Here is a 21,368-nt window from a genome sequence, read left to right on the forward strand (position 1 = left end):
CCGTGGAAAAAACGCCCCTCGCGGGGCACGAAACCCGGCGTAAGAAAACATAGGGCACCTGTGGTGTCAAGCGAACCCGAAACGGCTTTTGCCGGGCGAAGGGTTGCCTCGCCCGATCGAAATCGTACACTGGGTCCGCTCCCTTCCCCCCGTGATCCGGAGATCCCATGGCACGCCACCTCCATATCGACCCGTGGAACGGTATCGCCGGCGACATGTTCCTGGCCGCGCTCGTGGACGCGGGGGCCGACCCGGAGGAGATCCGGCGGGCGATCGCCTCGACCCGGTTGGCCGGCGTGCGCGGAATCGAAGTTTCGTTTCCCGAGGTGACCTCCCACGGGCTTCGGGGCCGGGCCCTTCGGGTGCGGGTCGAACCGCCCGAACAGCCGCCCCACCGTCGCGCCGCGGAACTGCGGCGGGCGATCGCGGGGGCGGACATCCCCCCGGGCGTGCGGGACCGGGCCCTCGACCTCCTCGACCGGCTCGCCCGGGCCGAGGCCCGGGTCCACGGGGTTGATCCGGCAGACGTGCACTTTCACGAGATCGGGGGCGCCGACACCGTGGTGGATCTGGTGGGCGCGGCCGCCGGGCTCGACGCCCTGGGGGTGGACTCCATCTCCTGCGGGGTCCTCCCCCTGGGCCGGGGACAGATCCGATCGAGCCACGGGGTGCTGCCCTCCCCGGCGCCGGCCACCCTGGAACTGCTCAAAGGGGTCCCGGTCCGCGGGGTCGAGGCCGAGATGGAAACGGTGACGCCCACGGGTGCGGCCCTGGCCGCCGGGTTGGCCGGGAGCTTCGGCCCGGCACCCGCCCTCGCCCTGGAGGCCGTGGGGACCGGGTTCGGCACGACCCTCCTCAAGGACCGGCCCAACTGCCTGAGGGTGTGGATGGGCCGCCGGGACACCGACGCCGGCGACGAGGTGGTCCTTCTCGAAACGAACCTCGACGACATCCCGGGGGAGCTCCTCGGGCCCGTGATCGGGGCGCTCCTCACGGCCGGGGCGCTCGATGCCTGGATCACCCCGATCCTGATGAAGAAGGGACGGCCGGCCCACCTGGTGGCGGCCCTTTGCCCCCCGGAGCGGGAACCGGCCGTGGAGGAGGCGTTCTGGCGCCACACCACCACCCTCGGGGTGCGAAAGAGCCGTTGGTCCCGGGCCTGCCTCGAGCGCACCTGGACCACGGCCGAAACCCCCTGGGGCCCCGTACGGGTCAAGGTCGGCCGGAAGGGAACCGAAGTCTTCCAGCGCGCCCCCGAGTACGAGGACTGCCTCGCGATCGCCCGGCGCCACGACGTCCCCCTCAAACTCGTGTACGAGGCCGTCTGGCAAAACATGGGTTGACTTTTCCCCCCGCAGGGCTATCCTCCCGCAAACGTCGTTTCATACCAAGCTACGTTCAAAGCTACCGTTTCCTGATTCGGCCCGGCAGGGGGCCTGGTGGATCGCCGGGCGTGGCTCCTACAGTAGCCGGATGCCGCACTCACGCACGGACGGAACCAGGCCCCTTGCCGGGCTTCGGGCTGGGTGTCTGCTTGAAGGCACCTTGGTATCACATCGAAGGAGGTCTTGGGCATGCGCATCCTGTTCGTCGAACCCCGCCCCCCTCGGCCCCACGTGTTCAGCCGGATCCGGCTGCCGCGGCTCGGCCCGGTGCTCCTGGGGACCCTGCTCCGGGATCGGGGCCACGAAACCCGGGTGGTGGTGGAAGAGGTCCGGCCCCTCACCGAAGACGATCTGCGGTGGGCCGATGCCGTGGGGATCTCGAGCCTCACCACCACGGCGGCCCGGGCCTACGAGTGGGCCGACCGGGCTCGGGCCCTGGGGAAGTTCGTGTTCCTGGGGGGCCCCCACCCCACGTTCCTTCCGGAGGAGGCCCTCGCCCACGCCGACGCGGTGGTGCGGGGCGAGGGGGACGAAACCGTGCCCGAGCTGATCGAGGCCTTTGCGGCCGGCCGGCCGCTCGGGGGGATCATCGGGCTCACCTTCCGGGACGGCGACCGCGTGGTCCATACGCCCGACCGGCCCCTCCTGGAGGACCTCGACGGCCTGCCCACCCCCGACTTCTCCCTCGTGGAACACTGGAGCGGCCGGCGGGTCACCCCGGTGTCCACGAGCCGGGGCTGCCCGTTTCGGTGCCGGTTTTGTTCCGTGATCCCCATGTTCGGAGCCCGATACCGGTTCCAATCGGCCGAACGGGTGCTCACCGACCTGGAGGCCTACTCCCGAACCACCGACCACGTGTTCTTCTGCGACGACAACTTCGCGGCCCACCGGGGCCGCACCCGGGAGATCTGCGAGGGGATCCTCCGACGAAATTTGCGCCTCGAGTGGTCGGCCCAGGTGCGGGTCGACCTCGCCCGCGACCGGGAGCTCGTGCGCCTCATGGCCCGGTCGGGGTGCTGGTGCGTGTTCGTCGGGCTCGAGTCGGTGAACCCGCAGACGCTCGCCGCCTACGACAAGCGACAGACCGTCGAAGACATTCGCCGGGCCGTGGCCACGTTCCGGGACGAGGGGATCTGGGTCCACGGCATGTTCGTCCTCGGGGCCGACACGGACGACCCGGTCACGGTGCGCGAAACCGTCCGGTTCGCCCGGGAGGCCGGGATCGAAACGGTGCAGTTCCTCGTCCTCACCCCCACCCCCGGCACCGGCCTCTACGACGACATGGCCGCCCGGGGCCGGCTCCTGACCCGACGGTGGGACCTCTACGACGGCCACCATGTGGTGTTCGAACCGGCGCGGTTCACCGCTCACGAACTCCAGCGGGAGGTGGTGCGGGCCCACGTGCGCTTCTACAGCCTGGGCAAGGTGGCGCGGGCCGCGGCGGGGCGCCGGTGGCTCGAGGCCGCGGTGGGGCTCCACGCCTGGCACCACGCCCGGCGGTTCCGCCGGAGTGGCCGCCCCTTCGCCCGGGACCTGCGGGCGCATGTGGTCGCCCACCTTCACGCGGTGCGAAAGGGGTTGGGCCTCGAGCGCGTCCGGCGCCTGGCCCTGGTCACCCAGGGGTTCCCGCCGGAGCACCTGGCGTTCCTGCGGCGCCTGGCCGAGGGCCTTCGGATCTCGGTGGTGGACATCGCCGAGGCGCCCGAAACCCTCCTGCGCAAACTGGGCGACGCGATCCCGGCCGCCGACGCGATCCTCGTGCCGGCCCAGGCCGAGTTCCCGACCGGCACCGCCAACGCCGGTCCGTTGCGGGCGCTTCGAAAGGGCCGCACGCTGGTGCTCGGGGTGCCCGCCGACCCGGCGGAGTTCCGCCGGGCCTGCCGCGACCTGGCCCTGGGGCTGGCGGGCACGGCCCGTCGGGGGCTTCGCGCGTACCGGCGGGCCCTCTCCGGGGAGCCCGACGGAACCGCGGGGGCGGTTTGACACCCGGTTTCCCCCCCTCCTAGAATCCGGTAACGTCTCCGTTCGGGAGCCCATCCAAGGGGGTGCCGATGGGATCGGGCATCCGCGACTGGCCGGAGGAGGACCGGCCCCGGGAAAAGCTTCTCGCCCGGGGCGCCGACGCCCTCACCGACCCGGAACTCCTCGCCATCCTGCTTCGCACGGGCACCGGGGGCGCCTCGGCCCTGGACCTGGCGCGGGCGGTGTGGGCCGCCTTCGGCGGCTCGTGGGACGGCCTCGCCCAGGCGGCCGGCGCCGAGATCGCCCGGCATCCCGGGGTGGGGCCCGCCAAGGCGGCGGCCGTTCTGGCGGCGCTCGAGATCGGGCGGCGCATGGGTTCCCGTCGGCTCGCCGCACGGGAGCCGTTCCGGGCGAGCCGGCAGGTGTTCGAGCATTTCTCCGGCCGACTGCGGGAGGTCAAGAAGGAACGGTTCTACTGCCTCCTCCTGGACGCCCGGAACCGCCTGCTACGGGAGGAACGGGTGAGCGAGGGCACCCTCACCCAGAGCCTCGTGCACCCCCGCGAGGCGTTCCGGGCCGCCGTGCGGGAGGCCGCCTCGGCCGTGATCTTCGCCCACAACCATCCGAGCGGCGACCCGACCCCGAGCGCCGACGACCGGGACCTCACCCGCCGGCTCTGGGAGGCCGGCCGGCTCTTGGGCATCCGGGTTCTGGACCACGTGGTGCTCGGGGACGGGCGCTACTACAGCTTCGCCGACGAGGGGGAGTTTCCTCCGGCTTGACCGCCCCCCCTCGCCCCCTTCCACGGAAAGGACGGTCGTTCGCCCATGGTCCTACGCCCCCGACTGCTGCCGCTCACCCTCGCGCTCGTCCTGGTCGCCGCCCCCCTGGTGGTTCGCCCGGCCATGGCGGCCGACCGGCTGGTGGTACTCCCGTTCGAGATCTACAACGCCCCCGACCTGGACGCCCTGAAGCCCGGTCTCGAGGCCGCCCTGGCAAGCCGGCTCGACGGCCCCGGCTACACCGTGACCCGGGCGCACGAAGCCCGGCCCGAGGACTGGACGGTCCGAACCACGGTGACCCGGCTCGGTCCCACCTACAGCCTGGACGCCGCCCTCGTCCCCCCGGAGGGTGCCACGGCCGAGGGGACCCGGTCGTACCGCACGGTCAAGGCCCCGGAGGAGCTTCTCGGCGCCCTGGAGGCGGTGGCCGGGGAACTCCGGCAGCACCTCTTGCGCCACGTGCAGGCCCGCCCCTCCCCCTCCCCGTCGCCGGTTCCCGCGGCCCCGGAGCCGTCCACGACGGCCCCCAGCCCGGCGTCCCCCTCCGCCGTCGCGCCGGCCACCAACCCCCTCGCCTCGCCCCGGGTCGGCTCCGCCGTGGACGGGGACGCCCTCGGTCTCGCGGCCGCCGACGTGGATGGGGACGGGACCACCGAGATCCTGGTCCTCACCGGGGACGGACTCACCGCGTACCGGGACACCGGGCAGACCTTCGTGAAACTCTGGGAGACGCCCGTGCCCCCCGGCATCCGGCCGGCCCTCGTGTCGGCGGCCGACCTCGACGGAAACGGCAAACCCGAGGTGTTCGTGGCGGGGATGAACGGCACCCATCCGGTGAGCCAGGCCCTCGAGTGGTTCGGCTCGGCCCTTGCCTCCAAGGGAGAACGCATCTCGGGGGCCGTGAAGGCCTGGCCCCGGCCGAAACCAGAAGCCGTCGTGGCCCGCCCGGGCGTCGGAAAGGATCTCTTCGACGGCTCGTTCCGGCGGCTTCGATGGACGGGGGCGGCCTACGAGCCGGGGGACGTCTTGGAACTGCCGCAGGCGGCCCTGCCCGTGAACCTGGATCCGGTGTCCCTCGGCCCGGACACCCCGGGTTGGGCCGTCACGACCCAGTCGGACCGGCTGCGCCTGTACGACGGCACCGGCACCGAACTGTTCGAGAGCGCCGACCCGGTCAAGGGGAGCCGGGTGGCCCTCCGCGGCGAGGAACGGGTGCGGGACTACCAGGACGAGGATTACTACCGGGTCCACGGCCGGACCCTCTCGCGCCTCGCCGGCACCGAACCCCAGTTCGTGTTGTTCCGCAACCACGGCACCCTGAGCCGGGTGTTCCAGCGGGTGGCCGCGTTCTCCCACGGCCAGGCGCTCCTGTGGAAGTGGGACGGGCTCACCCTCGTGCCGGTGGCCGAGGGGCCCAAGGTGCCGGGGGCGTTCGTGGACATCGATTGGGACCCCACGGCGGGGGGAAAGCGGTTTTACGCACTTCTGGTCCAGACCGAGGGAACCCTGTTCCGCAAAGAGCGGCACCGGCTCCTGGCCTACGATCTGCCGTGACCGGCCCCGGCGGTGCGGTAGCCGGCTTGACAGGGCCGGCCGCCTGCATATATAAAGCGCCCCTTCCGGCGGTGTAGCTCAGTTGGTCAGAGCAGGCGGCTCATATCCGCCGAGTCCGGGGTTCAAGTCCCTGCACCGCCACCAAGACCAAACGGCCCGCCGCGTTTTCCGCGGCGGGCCGTTTTCTTTGGCTCCGAAGACAAAACCGCGCCTCACCTACGCCCCATTCTCCCGGTCGAGCACCCGGCGCACCTCGGCGGCAAGCTGCCGCGGCGACACCGGCTTGGCCAGGAGCACGGCGACCCCGGCCGCCGCCAGATCCTCGGTTGTTACCGCGGAGGCGTACCCTGTGCACAGCACCACGGGAAGATCCGGCCGCTGCTGCCGGCACCGCCGGGCCAGGGCGAGCCCCGTCATTCCCGGCATGGTCTGGTCGGTGATCAGTAGATCCACGGCCCCGGGCGAGCGCGAGAACCGCTGCCAGGCCTCCTCGGCCGAGAGCACCGCCTCGACCCGGTATCCCAAGGTCTCCAGGGTCTGGGCCAGGAAATCCGCCACCTCGAGCTCGTCGTCCACCACCAGGATCCGCTCCCCCCGCCCCCGGGGCATCGTCTCCCGGGCGCCGACTCGTTCCTCCACCCGCTCCGCCCGCACGGCCAACGGGAGGTACACGCGAAACGTGGTCCCACGGCCCACCACCGAGGAAACCCGGATCGTCCCGCCGTGCTGTTTGACGATCCCGTGGACCGCGGCCAGGCCGAGCCCGGTTCCCTTCCCCACCTCCTTCGTGGTGAAGAATGGCTCGAAAATCCGGGTCTGCACCTCGGGGGGAATACCGCACCCCTCGTCGGTGACCCGGAGCACCAGATACCGGCCCGCCGGGAGATCGGGCTCCGGCTCGCACACCTCCTCGGCCTCCACCGCCACCTCCACGGTTCCCCCGTCGGGCTCCATGGCGTGCCAGGCGTTCGTGACCAGATTCATGACCACCTGTTGGAGTTGGGTCGGATTCCCGGCGACCCAATCCTCGTCTGCCTCGCAAGAAACCGCTAACCGGACCCGCTTCGGAATCGAAGCCCGCAGGAGTTCCTCGGTCTCCCGAAGGAGTTCTCCGAATCGCAGTTCGACGCGGGTGTCCTCGGTCCGGCGGCTGAACGCCAGGATCTGATCCACCAACGCCTTGGCCCGTTCGGCCGCTTTGAGGATCCGTGACAGGTTGCGGTGGAGCTTGCTGTGCGGATCCACCTGATGCAGCGCCAATTCCGCATAGCCCAGGATCGGGGTCAGCACGTTGTTGAAATCGTGGGCCACCCCGCCGGCTAGGGTCCCCAGGGCCTCGAGCTTCTGGTTCTGCGCGAGCCGCGCCTCGAACTCGACCTCGCGGGTGACGTCGCGCTTCACCACCACGAGGCTGTGTACCTCTCCATCCGCCCCCTTGACCGGGGAGAGCGCGCATTCCTCGTGATACCCGCTCCCGTCGGCCCGCAGGGCCCGTAGCCGCCCGCTCCACACCCGGCCGTGCTCGGCGGCGTCGCGAAGATCGTCCACCCGGGGCTCGTCGGTAGGGTACAGGGAGAACAGGTTGATCCCCGTCCCCCCCTCCTCCCCCAGGCCCACCAGCGCCCGGAACGCGCGGTTCGCGTACTGGATCTGGCCGTCGGGGTCGGTGACCACGATCCCTTCGGCCGCCTGGTCTACGGCCGCGGCCAGGCGGCCGAGCCTCTCGTCCCGATCGGCGATCTGCTCGAGCATCCGGTTGAACCCCCGGATCAGGGTCCCCACCTCGTCCCGGCCCCGGCCCGGGACGCGCACGTTCAGATCCCCGGATTCGCCCACCCGTTCCATGGCCTCGGCGAGCGCCCGGATCGGGGCCGAGATGCGGCGCCGCAGGGGCAGAGAAACGGCCCAGGCCACCACCACGGCCAGGCCGAATATCCCCAGCGCGACGCCGGCCCCCCACCAGAGCTGGGCCACGAGCTCCCCCGCGTGCTCCCGGATCACGATCCACCCCAGGGGCTCGTCGTCGAGGCGCACCGGCCGAGCCACCACGAGCCACCGGCCTTCCCAGCGCACGGCCCCCGCGCCTTCGTCCGTCTGCGGCGGGGGCTCGTCGGCCCCGTACCGGGCAAACACCCGCCCGTCCGGCCGCAGGAGCCAGGCCGCGTCGACCCGGGGCTGGGACGCCAGGGAGGCCAAGGTGCGGGCCCCGGCGTCGGCGTCGTCGAAGAGCAGCGCCGCGGCGGAGTTCGCCGCGAGCACCTCGGCCAGGGTCCGGAGCCGGTCCGCCGCGTGGTGCCGGTACGAACGAACCTCCCTCCAGGCGAACGCCCCCACGGCCATCGTGAGCGACAGGGCGCTCGCCAGCACCACCGCGAGCCCGACCTTCCGCGCCACCGGCATGTCACGGAAGCGAAACATCACCCTTCCCTTCCAGGCCGACCACCCGCACGGCCAGCCGCAGCACGTCGGCGCTCATCCGAAGCCCGCTCCGGCGCATCGCGCCCACGTTGATCTCGAACCGGATCCGCCCGTCCCGGTGCACGAACCCCACCATCCCCCCCCGATCCACGAACCCCGGCGCGTCCCCGGCCGTCAGGACCGGGCGCCCCCGGACCGCCTCGAGCATCCACCCCAGGGACGCGCCGTCCTCCTCCACGAGGAAGAGCGCGTGGCACCGAAGCGCCTCGTCCGGGTTCCGGACCCGGACCGCCTCGGCGGGCCGGCCGCCGACCCGCCGCAGCGCCAGGTCGTCCCAGGCGGCCCCGAACGGGTCGCCGCCCCACAGCCCGAACCGAAAGGGCTCGCCCTCGGCCGGCACCCCCTCGGGCCACCGGGTGAACCGGACGAGGTTGTAGAGGTACGCGAGCTTGACATCCTGTTCGCGGGCCCTGCGGGGTGCCGCCCAGGCCAGGCCCGGCACCAGTGCCAGCCCCATCGCCCCCAACCGCCGGAAAAACCCCCTCCGCGTCACGTCTCACCCTCCCCCGCGCTACGGAAGCTCGAGCGACACCCGAACGTACGCCCCCCGTTCCACCTCGGTGGGGAGGGTCTGGATCGCTTTCCCCGGAACGAACTCCAGGTGGGAGGACCCGAGCAGGTTCTGGCCAACGAGATCCACCCGCCAGGGGCCCCGGCGCCACCCGAGCCGAAGATCGAGCTCGGTGTAGGCGTCCACCTCGTCCTGCTCCAGGGCTCCCACGTACCGGCCCCAGACGTCGAACTCCCACCCGGCCCCGAGGTCCATGGACGAGCGCACCGAGAGCCGGTGCCGGGGACTTCGGCCCTCCTCGTTTTCGGTGAAGACGTCCCGGCTGCCCCCGTCCAACTCGATGTCCAGGGCCTCCCACGCGTACGCGCCGTACACCCTCCACCAGTCCGTCGGGAACCAGTCCACGGCCGCCTCGAACCCGATCGACCGCCCCCTTGCCCGGTTGTCGGCGCGCAGGAGCACCGGGTCGTCCGGATTCTCCCGCGGCAAGGGCTCGAAGGTCCGAAGGTCATCATAGCGGTGCCAGAACCCGGCCACATCCACCGAGAGGCTCCGGCCGGCCAGGAACCGAACCCCCGCCTCGTAGGCCCAGAGCACCTCGCTCTCGAAGTTCCCCGAGGGCTCGAGCCGCATCGCCACCGGATCGGGGTTCGGGGGGCCGCCGAACCCCGCCGCCACGCCCGGGGGCACGAACCCGCTCGTGATCCGGCCGTCGTCCTCCGCCCGGCTCGGGGTGCGAACCGCCCGCGACCCGGCGGCCCACACCGCGACGTGGGGCGCCACCCGGCCCAGCACCCTCGCCGTCGGCTGCCACTCGACCCCCGTGTACTCGTTCCGCTCCACCTTGGTGCCCACGAGGAGCCGCAGTCGGTCCCCCATTAGGGAAACCTCGTCCTGGGCGAAGGCGCTCCACAGCAGATCGGCCTCCCGGTCGCTTGCGAAGGACACCACGGACGAACCGTCCAGCCGGTCGGCGGTTCGGCGCATCCCGAGGCCCCACTGGATCTCGTGCCCCCGGACGGGGGGGATGCGGTGCTTGAGATCGAGGTCCCAGGTGTCGCGGGTCTCCGCGAGCAGCGGTTCGTCCCGCACGGTCCGGTCCAGGTAGAACTGGACCTGCCACTCCGCAAACCCCTCGGTCACGTGGGTCCAGGAGCCCAGGATCCATCCCCCGTGGGTTCGCACCCGGTCCTGGAGCACGGGAAGCCCCAGGAGATCCTCGGCTCCCAGGACCCGGCGGGTCGCATCGGCGTAGGCGAGATCGTTCCACCCCCGGTACGCCTCGGCCTGGAGCGACCAGCGGTCGGCCCCGCCCGGTTCGCCGTCGACCCGGAAGCCCCCCCGGACGGCCTGCCAGTCGTCATCCGCGTCAACCCCCAGGGCCTCTCCCCCCGCATCCCGGTCCGCGTATCGGAGATGCCCCCTCGCCCAGACGCCGGGGGCCACCCGGGTTCCGTACCGCAGGAACCCCTGGGCCCGCTCCTCGGTCCCGGCCAGCGCCTCGGCGGTCCATCCCTGGGTCTCGGCGGCCGGCTTCGTGATCACGTTGATCACCCCGTTGACCGCGTTGGCCCCCCATGCCGAGGCCCCCGGGCCCCGGATCACCTCGATCCGCTCCACGTTCTGAAGCGCGATGTCCTGGACGTCCCAGTACACCCCGGAAAAGAGCGGCGTGTACACGGTCCTGCCGTCCACCAGGACGAGGAGCTTGTTGCTGAACCGGTCCGCCCCGCCCCGGATCGTGACGGCCCAGGTGCTCGCGTTGATCCGCGACACCTCCACCCCCGGCGCCAGCCGCAACGCTTCGGCCAGCGTGGTGGCGCCGGAGCGACGGATCTCCTCGGCGGTGATGACGTACACGGCCGCCGGGGTTTCGGCGAGCTTCTGGGGCTTTCGGGACACCGAGGTCACCTGCACCTCGGCCAACTCCTGGAGGTCAAGATCCAGGAGCGATCGGTCGGCCGCCCCGGCACTCCCCGAGAACCACACGGACGCCGCGAGGCACAGGAGCCATCGCGTCCCCACACCCATCCTGCGCATTTCCACGCTCCTTGTTCCTTTTCCCGGACCTGATCCCGAGCACCCCCAACTTCCAACCGATGGTTCCATATCGGCGCGAACCAACGCGGACTATAGGGGGATCGCCCCTTCGTTTCCACCGGAGACCCCAAAGCGGCGCCGGAATCCGGGCCGGTGTGTAAAGTTTTTCGCGCCGCCCGCCGATCGACGAGAGGACAAGACCTTCCGCTCCGAAGCCGCCACCCTACGGAGGACCGCGTGGCCGTACGAATCGAACTCAGAAAGGGAGGGCTGGAGGCGGTCGCCTACCGGGCCGAGGGGCCCTTCGATCTCGAGGAGGCCACCCGGGCCGCTCTCGCCCGACTCGCCGAGCTCGGGGTCCAACCGGCGCCCTCGCCCGACCGCATTCGGATGGCGCTCTCGGTGTTCGAAGGGGGGCAGGCGCCCGAGGACGGGGTCGTGATCGCCCGGGGGGAGCCGCCCCAACCCGGTGTTCCCGCCCAGATTCTTCCCTTTTTCCCCGTTCGAAAGACCCCCCTGGAGGACGGCGCCGACCCCTTCGCCCTCTATCCCCAGAACGCGGTGTACCCGGGCGATCCCCTCCTCCAGAAGACGCCCGCCTCCGCCGGCATTCCGGGGAAGAGCCTTCTCGGCACGCCGATCCCGGCCCCGGACGGCCGCGACATTCCCGTGCTTGCCGGGGACGGCGTGGCGGACGCCGGGGAGGACCACACGTTCCGCGCCGAGGCGTACGGCATCGTCCTGTTCGATCGGGGCCGCCTGTGGGTGGCACCGGGCCTTGCGGTGTCGGACGACCGCATGGAAGCCCGGCTCACGGTCGTGGCCGACCCCAAGCTCGAGGAGGAGGCCCAGGTGCGCCGCCTCCTCGAAGCCCTCGGCCAACTGGGCGTACGCGCCGGAGTGGACGCCCAGGCCGTGGCCGCGGCCGTGCGCGAGGCCCGAACCTGCGGGCAGCCTGTGGTGGCCGCGGTGGCCCGCGGCCGCGAACCGGTCCACGGTCGCGAGGCGGGCTACCGCCTCCTGTTCGATCCCGAGAAGAAAATCGGAAAGGTTCTCGACGGCGGGCGGATCGATTTCCGGGAGGCCGAGGCGGTCAAGAACGTCCGCAAGGGGGATGCGCTTGCCGAGGTGATCCCGGCGGTGGAACCCGTGGACGGGTTCCGGGTGGACGGTACCCGACTCCGAGCCAAATTGGAGCGGTTCCACGGGCTCAAGCCCGGGGACAACACGGCCCCGAGCGAGGACGGCACCCGGATCCTGGCCGCGGCCGACGGCATGGTGGTCCTCAAGGCCGGCAAGTTCCACATCGTGGACGAGTACCTGGTACCCGGCGACGTGGACTACCGGACCGGGAACATCCGGGCCTCGGGAGCCGTCCGGATCCGGGGCGGGGTAAAGCCCGGGTTTCAGGTGGAAGCCGGAAGGGACGTCGAGATCTCGGGCGACGTTGAAACCGCCACGATCCGGGCGGGGGGCACCGTGACGATCCGGGGCGGCGTGACGGCCGAGGCCTCGGTGTTCGGGGGCCGCGGGGTCAAGGCCAAATACGTGCTGAGTTCCCGGGTGGAGAGCGACGGCGACGTGGAGGTGGCCAACTCCATCACCAACGCCCTGGTCTACACCCGGGGCCGGGTGCGGGCCCTGGCCGGCCAGGGGGCCCTTCTGGGCGGGGAGATCAACGCGGCCCTGGGGATCGAGGCCCGGGTGGTGGGGAGCGCCTCGGCCCAAACCCACGTGGCCGTGGGGGTGGACCTGCGGGTCACCCGGGAAATCGAGAAGATCGACAAGGAACGGGCCGCGATCCTCGACGAGATCAAGATCCTCCAGTCGAACCTGGGCCGCGATTTCCTGAAGGACCCGCGCACGGCCCTCGCCCGGATTCCCCCGCCGCTACGCAAGGGGAAGATCGACCTCCTCCAGAAGATGCAGGCCCTCTACCAGCGCGACCGGGAACTCACCGAACGCCGCGACGAACTCGCGGCCCTCCAGCGGGAACAGCAGGCGGCCCAGGTGGCCGTGGCCGGCGAGATCCACGCCGGCACCCGGGTCACCTGCTCCGTGGCCTCGGTGGTCCTCACCGAAACCCTGCGCCACGTGGTGCTCTACTACGATCCGGAGACGAACCGCGTGGCCTGGCGGCGGATGTGAGCTGAGGGGGCGAGAAAGCTGGAAGGCTGGGAGGCTAGAAGGCTCAGAGCCCCCCGTTTCTCCCCAGACTCCCCCGGCATCGGGGCGACGGCCCCGGGCTGAAGCGCCTCGTCTCCCCTTCACTCCTCCTCCACGTACTTGTACCCGCTGAACACCACCGAGATGTGGCCCTCGGTCCAGAAGATGTCCCGCCAGATCTGGAGGTAGATGTGGATCACGGCGAGGGCCACGATCACGAACGCCGCCAGGTGGTGCGCGTGGCGCACCCCCACCACGCTCCCGAACACCGCCACCGAGACCGCCTCGCACACCTCCAGGATCCACGGCCAGAGCGGCACCATGGAGTTCGCGTGGCTGAAGGTGGGCCGCATGAGGGCAAACCCCGTGATCATCTGGACGAACACGAAAAAGTGGATCACCAGAAACCCGTACGCGTTCAGGGGATCGATCCCCGGCTCCCGGGTGGGCGGCTTGTTTCGCAGGGTGAAGTAGTGCACCAGCATGGCCCAGGCCTCCCGGAACCGCTTCCGGCACGGCACCAGGCTCCGGACGAACGGCTCCTCCAGGGAAAAGAGGAACAGATAGCACCAACTCAGGAACGCCACATCCACCAGCATGGCGGCCACGAAATGGGCGAACCGCACGTTCCCCATCACGAGCACGTCGGCCGGCCCCGGCGCCGGCCGGAACCAGAAGGGCTTTGCGATGTAAAGCCCGGTCACGAAACACACGAGCACCGACAGCGCCAGCACCCAGTGCATGATCCGCATCATCACGGTCATGCGCCGCACTCTTCGGATCATGGCCCCACCTCCCCTTCCTAGAGCACCCGGACCGTGCGCGGCGGCCCGTCGTGGCGAAGCAGGTGCACGGCGCAGGCGATGCACGGGTCGAAGGAGTGGATCGTCCGCAGGATCTCCAGGGGCTGGTCCGGGTCGGCGAGCTCGATCCCCACGAGACTCTCCTCGTAGGGGCCCCGCCGGCCGGCCGCGTCCCGCGGGCCCGCGTTCCACGTGGTGGGCACCACGCACTGATAATTCGCGATCCGGCCGTCCCGCACCTCGATCCAGTGGCCCAGGGCGCCCCGGGGGGCCTCGGTGAGGCCGAACCCCACGGCGTCCCTGGGGGGCGTGTAGGGCGCGAACGTGCGGCCATCCACCTTCATGACCCCCACGAGCTCCTCCACCCACCCCGGCAGCGCGTCGGCCACCCATTGGGTCTCGAGGGCCCGGGCGGCCGTGCGGCCCAGGGTCGAGAACAGCACCGTGGCCGGGGCCCCCAGGCGCTTCAGGACGCCGTCCACGAGGGCCCGCACCTCCGGCACGCCCCGGGCGTAGGCCACGAGCACCCGGGCCAGCGGCCCCACCTCCATGGGCTCCCCGTCGTACCGGGGGGCCTTGAGCCACGAGTATTTGCCGTCGCCCTGCACGTGGCCGTCGGGGCCGAGATCGGTGTAGCGGACCTCGGTCACGCCCTTCGAGGGGTGAAGGCCCTCGGACTCGTTGGGGTACGCGTACCAGGAGTGGGTCACGAACTCCGAGACCTTGGTCGGATCGAAGTCCTCGACCCGGGTGAGGTCCTTTCCCCGGATCACCCCCTGGGGCATGAAGAGCTTTCCGCGGTCGAGGTCGTCCGAGAGCGGGTAGGCCCCGTAGGCCAGGTAGTTGCCGTGCCCGGCCCCGATCCCCTGGAGCCCCTCGGCGGCGTACACGCTCCCGGCCAGAAGGACGTCGGGGATGTAGGCCCGCCGCACGAACTCCCCGAGCTTTCGGATCCGGAACAACACGTCCCCGATCCGTTTGGGGTTGAGGAGGTCCTCCACGCAGGTGACCCCGCCCACCACCAGGGTCTGGGTGTGGGGCTCCTTGCCCCCTAGGATCGCGAGCACCTGCCCGCCCAGCCGCTGGACCTCCAGGGCGTCGAGGTAGTGGGAGGCAATGAGGAGGTTCGCCTCGGGGGGAAGCCGGTAGGCCGGGTTCCCCCAGTACCCGTTGGCGAAGGGCCCCAACTGGCCGCTTTTTGCGAACGCGCCCAGCCGGTTCTTCACGGCCTCCAGGTGCTTGGCGTCGGCGTTCCAGGGATCGTCCGAGAACTCGTGGGCCAGGTCCTGGGCCTTTTTCGGGTCGGCCCCGAGGGCCGAGACGATGTCGACCCAATCGAGCCCGTGCAGGTGGTAGAAGTGGATGATGTGGTCCTGGACGAGCTGGGTGCCCAGGATGAGGTTCCGCACGATCCGGGCCGCGGGCGGCGGGGTCACGTGGAACGCGTTCTCCACGGCCCAGATCGAGGCGTCGTAGTGCACGTGGGTGCATACCCCGCAGATCCGCTGGGTGAGGAGCGGGGCGTCCCGGGGGTCGCGGTTCCGGAGGATCGTCTCGATGCCCCGGAACATCATGCCGGAGCTCCAGGCGTCCACGATGCGGTTGCCGTCGAGCTCCACCTCGATCCGGAGATGCCCCTCGATCCGGGTGATCGGGTCGATGATCCTACGCGCCATGGCTCCCCTCCTCGTCCCGACCGGACTTCGCGCTCTTCTTCAGGGCCGCGCTGTAGACCGCGTGGCCGGCAATTCCCACGGCCGTGGCGCCGATCAGCGTCCAGCCCACCGTGTCCACGGAGCCTTCGATCCCCTTCAGGAACGGGATCGCGACGCCCGCCTCCGCCAGGGGTTCCTCCAGCGGGGCCATGTGGTCCCAGAACGCCTCCTCGCTGCACCCGATGCACCCGTGGCCGGCCCGGATCGGGAAGCTCGCCGCCTCGTTCCACTGGATCTCGTTGCAGTTGTTCCAGGTGTAGGGGCCCTTGCAGCCCATCTTGTAAAGGCAGAACCCCTTCTTGGCCCCCTCGTCTCCCCACTGCTCCACGAACTCGCCGGCGTCGAAATGGGCCCTTCGGGGGCAGGTGTCGTGGATGCGCTTGGCATAGGCCCAGGCCGGCCGGCCGTCCACCAGGGCCGGCACGTCGCCGGTGAGGAGGAGGTGGAGCACCGTGCCCACCAGGTTCACCCCGTTGTACGGGCAACCGGGGATCCGGATGGTCTGGATGCCCAGGGCCTTGTGCACGGGCTTTGCGCCGGTGGGGTTGGGGGCGGCCGACTGGGGGCCGCCGTGGGAGGCGCAGTGGCCGATGGCGATCACGGCCTTGGCACCGGCCGCCACCCGCCGGGCCAGGTCGAGCCCGGTCTCGCCCCGGGGACCCAGCCGCAGGAACTTCCCGCCCATGGCCGTGGGGATCGAGCCCTCCATGATGCACAGGTAGGAGCCCCGGTGGGCCTCGAGGGTCTCCTCGAGGCTCTTTTCGGCCGCGTCCCCGGCCGGGGCCATGATGGTTTCGTGGTAGTCGAGGGAAAGGTATTCGAGGATGAGCTCGGTGATCCCGGGGTAGGCCGACCGAAGCGCACTCTCGGTGCACCCGGTGCACTCCTGGAGGTGGAGCCACACCACCGGCACCCGGGTGGCCACGGCCGCGGCCCGGGCCACCGACCGCTCAAACGCCGGCGGCAACCACAGGGCCGCCGTCATCATGGAGGTCCATTTGAGAAACGACCGGCGGGAGATGCCCTTGGAGGCCAAAAGGTCCTCCAGGGACCGGCCCCGGTCCGCAAACCGGGCCTCCAGCCGGTCCAGGCGGCGCTCGACGTCGTCGAGGGAGGGGGGGACGGGGGAGCGGGAACATCGTGGCATGAGAGGGCCTCCTTTCCGGGCCGAGCGGCCCGCTCAAAGGACAGAACTCCTCCCGACGCCAAACGCAAAGAAAAAACGAACGGGATTTCTCTTACGGGATCACTCTCTTGCTGTCAACCCCCTACCTTCCGCAAACTCCCCTTTTCCCAAAGGGCGAATTCGTCTCAAACCTCTTTTGGCCCAAGGTCGCCAGGCTACCCAGGCCGGATCCCCAGGCTGTCCATGCGGTGCCGGAGGGTGCCCCGGGGGAGGCCCAGGAGCCGGGCCGCCTGGCTCACGTTGCCCCCGGTGCGCTCCAGGGCCTGGGTGATGAGGCACCGGGCCAGGTCCCGTTCCAGGGCCTCGAGGTCGCAGCCGTCGGCCGGGAGCACCCACCGCCCCGGGCCCGCCGCGCCGTCGCCCCGGATCTCGGGCGGAAGGTCCTCGGGCCCGAGTTCCCGACTCCTGCAGGTGATGGCCATCCGCTCCATCAGATTTCGCACCTCCCGGACGTTCCCGGGCCACGGGTAGGCCCGGAGCCTTGCCTGGGCCTCGGAGGAGATGGCCGAAACCGGCCGGTGGAACCGCCGGGCGAACTCCTCCAGGAAGTGCTGGGCCAGGGGCAGCACGTCCTCCGGCCGCTCCCGCAGCGGCGGGACGTGGATCGGGAACACATTGAGCCGGTAATAGAGGTCCTCCCGAAACCCTCTCTCCCGGATGGCCTCGCGCAGATCCCGGTTCGTGGCCGCGATGACCCTCACGTCCACCCGGGCCTCCCGCACCCCCCCGACCCGGCGAAATCGCCGGGTTTCCAGGAACCGAAGCAGCTTGGCCTGGAGCCCGGGGTCCATGTCCCCCACCTCGTCCAGGAACACCGTGCCCCCGTCGGCCGCCTCCAGGAGGCCCTCCTTGGGCCGGCGGGCGTCGGTGAACGCCCCGGCCTCGTGGCCAAAGAGCTCGCTTTCGAGGATGCTGCCGGGGATCGCGGCGCAGTTCACTTCCAAGAACGGCGCCGTCGCCCGGCGGGAGAGGTTGTGGATGAGCCGGGCCACCACCTCCTTGCCCGTGCCGCTCTCCCCAGTGATCAGCACCGTGGTGTCGGGGTGGGCGGCCACATCCTCGGCCTGGCGGAGCACCTCACGCATGGCCGGGCTCTCGGCGATCACCGGGCCGCCCGGGCCGAGCTCCCGCTCCCGGAGCACCCGCACCCGGCGCCGCAGGGTCTGGGTCTCCAACGCCAATCGCACGATCAGTTTGATCGCGTCGGCCTTGAAGGGCTTTTTCACGTAGTCGTAGGCGCCGAGCTTGAGGCTTTCGACCGCGCTTTCCACCGACCCGTAGCCCGTGATCACGATGACCAGGAGGTCCGGGTCCCGGGCCTTGAGCTCCCGCAGCACCTCGATCCCGTGGAGGTCGGGCAGGTTCAGATCGAGGAGCACCAGGTCCGGCGGTTCCGCCTCGAATGCGGCCAGGGCCTCGGCCCCCGTGCCCACGCCCTCCACGGCGTACCCCTCCTCCCCCAGGATCCGGCCAAGCTGATCCCGAAGGAACGCCTCGTCATCCACGATGAGGATGGACGCCACGTCGACTCCTCAATAGCCAGCCCTGCGGGGCGCCGAACGCCCCTGGGTAGGATCTTTGGGCCGCGAGCCTGCCACGCAACCGCCGGAGAGCCCCTCGGCCTTGGGCACACCTTTCCGCGGGGCGTCGACCCCTTCCTACGCCCCGGACCGGGGGGACGCCTCCTCCGGGACGTGAACCGTGAGCACCGGCACCGGGGAGGTCTCCACGACCTTCCGCGCAGTGCTTCCCAAAATGGCATCGAGAAGGGATCTCTCCGCGTGGGCCGCCAGGACCACGAGGTCCGCCCCCCACTGCCGGGCGTGGGCTACGATCTGCTCGGCCGGATCGCCTTCGCTCACCACCACCTGGCCCACCAGGCCGGCACAACCGGGATCCCCCAACACCTCACGACAGAACTCCGCGACCTTGGCCCGCACCACCTCCGCCTGGACCGCCTCTTCCTGCTCCACGATGTGGTGCAACGTGCCCCGGCCCACATACCCCTCCACCAGCGCCTCCTGCCGCGGGTTCAGGGTCTCCACCACGTGGAGCACCATGACCTCCCCTCCCAGGTCCTTTGCCAGCCCCAGGGCGTAGCGGAACACGTATCCAGCGTTGGGCCCCCATCGGGTCGCGAAGAGGATTTTCCGGATCTTCGGCAGCATCACCTTCAACCTTTCCTCGGCCAACCGGCCGGCTCACGCCGGAGCGGCCGCTGCACGGGCGGCGTCGCGCCGGTTCCGGGCTTTTTGGCTCAGGTACACGAGGGCCACGAGCACCAGGCCCACGGCGTCGGTGAGGAACGTGGGCCAGTACAGCAGCACCGTGGCGACCGCGAGCAGGATCCACTCCAGCGGGTTCGTCTTCCGGATCAGGTAGAACATGGTGAGCGCCGAAAACGCGATCGTCCCCAGGGTGGCTGAAAGGATCGAGGAGAAGATCGCAAACGGCTTGGCCCGGGTCTCCGCCACCACGATCCCGCCGTCGATGTGCTGCCCGGGCCGGATCTTCAGGTCCTTGATGATCCCGTCCCTCTGGGCCACGATCTGCTTCACCTGCTCGCCGTCCAGTACCTCGGCGATCACGTCGCCCTTCTCGAACGGATCGCCCACCTTCACCTTCACCGTGGTCACCATGGCGCCCATCAGATCGTCGTCCCACTGGGGGGCGACGATGGGTTTTCCCTCGAACAGGATCGCCGGGGTGTACGCGAACAGCAGGGGCATCACGTAGAGGAGCTTGGCGAACTTGAAGCTGGTCCATCCGGTCTTCCACGGGTCCGCCCCCGCGATCGCGGCCCCGGCGTAGGCCGCCACACACACGGGCGGGGTGATGTTGGAATCCTGGCTGAACCAGTACACGATCATGTGGGCCGCGATCAGCACCACCCCCATCTCGGTGAGGGGCGGAACCGCCAGCACGGCCGTGATGAGATAGGCCGCGGTCACCGGCACCCCCATCCCGAGCACGAGGGACGCCAGGCCCACCAGCAGGATCGCCGGAAGCAGGTTCCCCCCGGCCAGGGAGATGATGATGTCGGAGAATTTGAGCCCGATCCCGGTCAGGGAGATCGTGCCCACGATGATGCCGATCACCCCCACGGTGGCGCCGATGATCAGGGTGTTGTTGGCCCCCGTGAGGATCGCGTTCCAGATCTCCCGAGGTCCCATGCGGGTTTCCTTGCGGACCCAACTCACCGCGATACACGACAGGGTGGCCCAGAACGCGGCGTACCCCGGGGACCGGCCCATGATCATCAGCACCGTGATGATGATCAGGGGCAAGGAAAAGTACCACTCCCTCTTGAGCACCACCGTCCAGTGCTCCAGGTGTTCGCCCGCGACCCCGGTGATCCCCTGCTTTTTCGCCTCGAAATGGATCATGCAAAACACGCTCAGGAAATACAGGAGCGCCGGGGCCACGGCGATGGCCATGATGTGGGCGTACGGGGTCTCCGTGAGCTCGGCCATGAGGAACCCGCCGGCCCCCATGATCGGCGGCATGAACATGCCCCCGATCGAGGCCGCCGGCTCGATGGCGCCGGCCACGTGGGGCCGGAACCCGGCGCGCTTCATGAGGGGGATCGTAAAGGCGCCCGTGGACACCGTGTTGGCGATGGCGCTCCCCGACACCGAGCCGAAGAGCGCCGAGGCGATCACGGCGACCTTGGCCGGCCCCCCCGTGGTGCGGCCGGCCAGGGCCATGGGCAAATCGATGAAAAACCGGCCGGCACCGGAGGCGTGGAGAAAGGCACCAAAAAAGATGAACAGGATGACGTAGGTGGCCAGCACGTTGGCCATCACCCCGAACACCCCGTTCGTGGTGAGGTACAGCGCCGTGCACAGCCGTTCGAACCCGAACCCCCGGTGCGCGATGATGTCGGGAAAGAACGGGCCGAAGTACCCGTAGCACAGGGCACCGATCCCGATCAGCGTCATGGCCCAGCCGAGAACCCGGCGGCACACCTCGAGCGACAGGATCACGCCCACCACGCTCACCAGCGCGTCGAGCTCGTTCTCCGCCCCGGCCCGGTAATTGAGCACCTCGAACTCGTGAATCCAGTAGTAAACGACTGCAGCGGAACAAAGGGCCAACAGGATGTCGGACAAGGAAGGGTTCTGGGGCCTTCGGCGGATCATCCACCCGTCGCACACCCAGATCCCCGCCGCCGCGGCCAGGGAACCCGCCGCCAAGGGCCACAGCCCCACCGCCTGGCCCCACCCCTCGCGGTACACGGCCATGAGCCGCTCATGGAAGGCGATCACATCGGGCAACCAGAGCTCCACGGCCTTGGTGAACCCGTTGCTCAACGCGTCCCAGATGGGCCCGGAGAAGGCCGCCGCGATCACCTCGGCCATCTTCGCGCCGACCCCCATCTCCACCGGGTAGAAGAAGAGGATCGCGGCCGCGCACGAGACCACCACACCCAGAAACAGCGAGAGCACGCCCCGGACCCAGGTCTTCCCGGCGGGGTAGAGGAGGAAGATCAGCACGTACGTGATGAACACGTACACGCCCCGGTGGTACTGGGTGGCCACCGAGGTGATGCCGGCCGTGTAGAAATAGAACACGACCATGATGGCCCCGAGGGCCGAGACGATCCACCGCCACGACCCGGTCACCGGCCGGGCCGATTTGGCGTCCTTTTCCAGCAGTTCCTTGAGCTTGGCCTTTTCTTCCGGGCTCACGTCCTCGGCCGTTTTCAGCTCTTCCGCCATGACCCGCTCCTTGCCGTAGCCCCTGCGGCCCGTTCACGCGAGAAGCGGGGGCCCCGGGGGGCCCC

General features: G+C 70.3%; 14 protein-coding genes and 1 tRNA gene. 6 read left to right on the plus strand and 9 right to left on the minus strand.

Annotation, left to right across the window (positions count from 1 at the left end; genetic code table 11):
- Positions 1-167 precede the first annotated feature (167 nt).
- The 5 genes from larC to ACY0I8_RS00880 all read left to right on the plus strand — a co-directional run bounded on the left by larC (position 168) and on the right by ACY0I8_RS00880 (position 5,827).
- Positions 168-1,343 (plus strand): nickel pincer cofactor biosynthesis protein LarC, encoded by a 1,176-nt coding sequence (larC, locus tag ACY0I8_RS00860; protein WP_461393180.1) that lies wholly within the window; start codon positions 168-170, stop codon positions 1,341-1,343.
- A gap of 231 nt (positions 1,344-1,574) precedes the next feature.
- Positions 1,575-3,368 (plus strand): B12-binding domain-containing radical SAM protein, encoded by a 1,794-nt coding sequence (locus ACY0I8_RS00865; protein WP_461393181.1) that lies wholly within the window; start codon positions 1,575-1,577, stop codon positions 3,366-3,368.
- A 68-nt stretch (positions 3,369-3,436) separates the two neighbouring features.
- A complete protein-coding gene (gene radC / locus ACY0I8_RS00870; RefSeq protein WP_461393182.1) occupies positions 3,437-4,129 on the plus strand; it encodes a RadC family protein in 693 nt (230 codons plus the stop codon).
- Positions 4,130-4,174: 45 nt separating this feature from the next.
- Positions 4,175-5,683, plus strand: coding sequence for an FG-GAP repeat domain-containing protein (locus ACY0I8_RS00875; RefSeq protein ID WP_459942253.1), 1,509 nt, complete (start codon positions 4,175-4,177; stop codon positions 5,681-5,683).
- A gap of 67 nt (positions 5,684-5,750) precedes the next feature.
- Positions 5,751-5,827: transfer RNA gene (locus ACY0I8_RS00880), tRNA-Met, on the plus strand.
- Between the two features lie 72 nt (positions 5,828-5,899).
- Here the strand turns inward: ACY0I8_RS00880 and ACY0I8_RS00885 are convergent.
- Genes ACY0I8_RS00885 through ACY0I8_RS00895 form a run of 3 tightly spaced genes read right to left on the minus strand, consistent with a single transcriptional unit; the run spans position 5,900 to position 10,712 of the window.
- Positions 5,900-8,101 carry a hybrid sensor histidine kinase/response regulator gene (locus ACY0I8_RS00885; protein ID WP_461393183.1) on the minus strand — a complete coding sequence of 734 codons (2,202 nt, stop codon included), beginning with the start codon at positions 8,099-8,101 and terminating at the stop codon, positions 5,900-5,902.
- Positions 8,085-8,654: a YfiR family protein gene (locus tag ACY0I8_RS00890; protein WP_461393184.1), complete on the minus strand. Its 570-nt coding sequence runs from the start codon at positions 8,652-8,654 to the stop codon at positions 8,085-8,087. Before ACY0I8_RS00890 ends, ACY0I8_RS00885 begins: the two co-directional genes overlap by 17 nt.
- 18 nt (positions 8,655-8,672) lie before the next feature.
- Positions 8,673-10,712, minus strand: a complete 2,040-nt coding sequence (locus ACY0I8_RS00895) for a TonB-dependent receptor plug domain-containing protein (protein WP_461393185.1) — start codon at positions 10,710-10,712, stop codon at positions 8,673-8,675.
- Positions 10,713-10,949: 237 nt separating this feature from the next.
- Between ACY0I8_RS00895 and ACY0I8_RS00900 the strand changes: the two genes are divergently transcribed.
- Positions 10,950-12,860: a flagellar assembly protein A gene (locus ACY0I8_RS00900; protein ID WP_461393186.1), complete on the plus strand. Its 1,911-nt coding sequence runs from the start codon at positions 10,950-10,952 to the stop codon at positions 12,858-12,860.
- Positions 12,861-12,979: 119 nt separating this feature from the next.
- On the opposite strand, the gene ACY0I8_RS00905 is transcribed toward ACY0I8_RS00900, so the two are convergent.
- From ACY0I8_RS00905 to ACY0I8_RS00930, 6 genes are all read right to left on the minus strand, one after another.
- Positions 12,980-13,663, minus strand: a complete 684-nt coding sequence (locus ACY0I8_RS00905; protein WP_461393187.1) for a cytochrome b/b6 domain-containing protein — start codon at positions 13,661-13,663, stop codon at positions 12,980-12,982.
- A 17-nt stretch (positions 13,664-13,680) separates the two neighbouring features.
- Positions 13,681-15,357, minus strand: coding sequence for a nickel-dependent hydrogenase large subunit (locus ACY0I8_RS00910; protein ID WP_461393188.1), 1,677 nt, complete (start codon positions 15,355-15,357; stop codon positions 13,681-13,683).
- Complete coding sequence (locus ACY0I8_RS00915) at positions 15,347-16,543, minus strand: hydrogenase small subunit (RefSeq protein ID WP_461393189.1); 1,197 nt, start codon at positions 16,541-16,543, stop codon at positions 15,347-15,349. The genes ACY0I8_RS00910 and ACY0I8_RS00915 overlap by 11 nt, the downstream gene beginning before the upstream one ends.
- Positions 16,544-16,737: 194 nt before the next feature.
- Positions 16,738-18,105, minus strand: a complete 1,368-nt coding sequence (locus ACY0I8_RS00920) for a sigma-54-dependent transcriptional regulator (protein ID WP_461393190.1) — start codon at positions 18,103-18,105, stop codon at positions 16,738-16,740.
- Between the two features lie 135 nt (positions 18,106-18,240).
- Complete coding sequence (locus ACY0I8_RS00925) at positions 18,241-18,750, minus strand: universal stress protein (protein WP_461393191.1); 510 nt, start codon at positions 18,748-18,750, stop codon at positions 18,241-18,243.
- 33 nt (positions 18,751-18,783) lie between these two features.
- Positions 18,784-21,303 (minus strand): TRAP transporter fused permease subunit, encoded by a 2,520-nt coding sequence (locus ACY0I8_RS00930; RefSeq protein ID WP_461393192.1) that lies wholly within the window; start codon positions 21,301-21,303, stop codon positions 18,784-18,786.
- Positions 21,304-21,368 lie beyond the last annotated feature (65 nt).

The organism is Deferrisoma sp. (genome assembly GCF_054681715.1).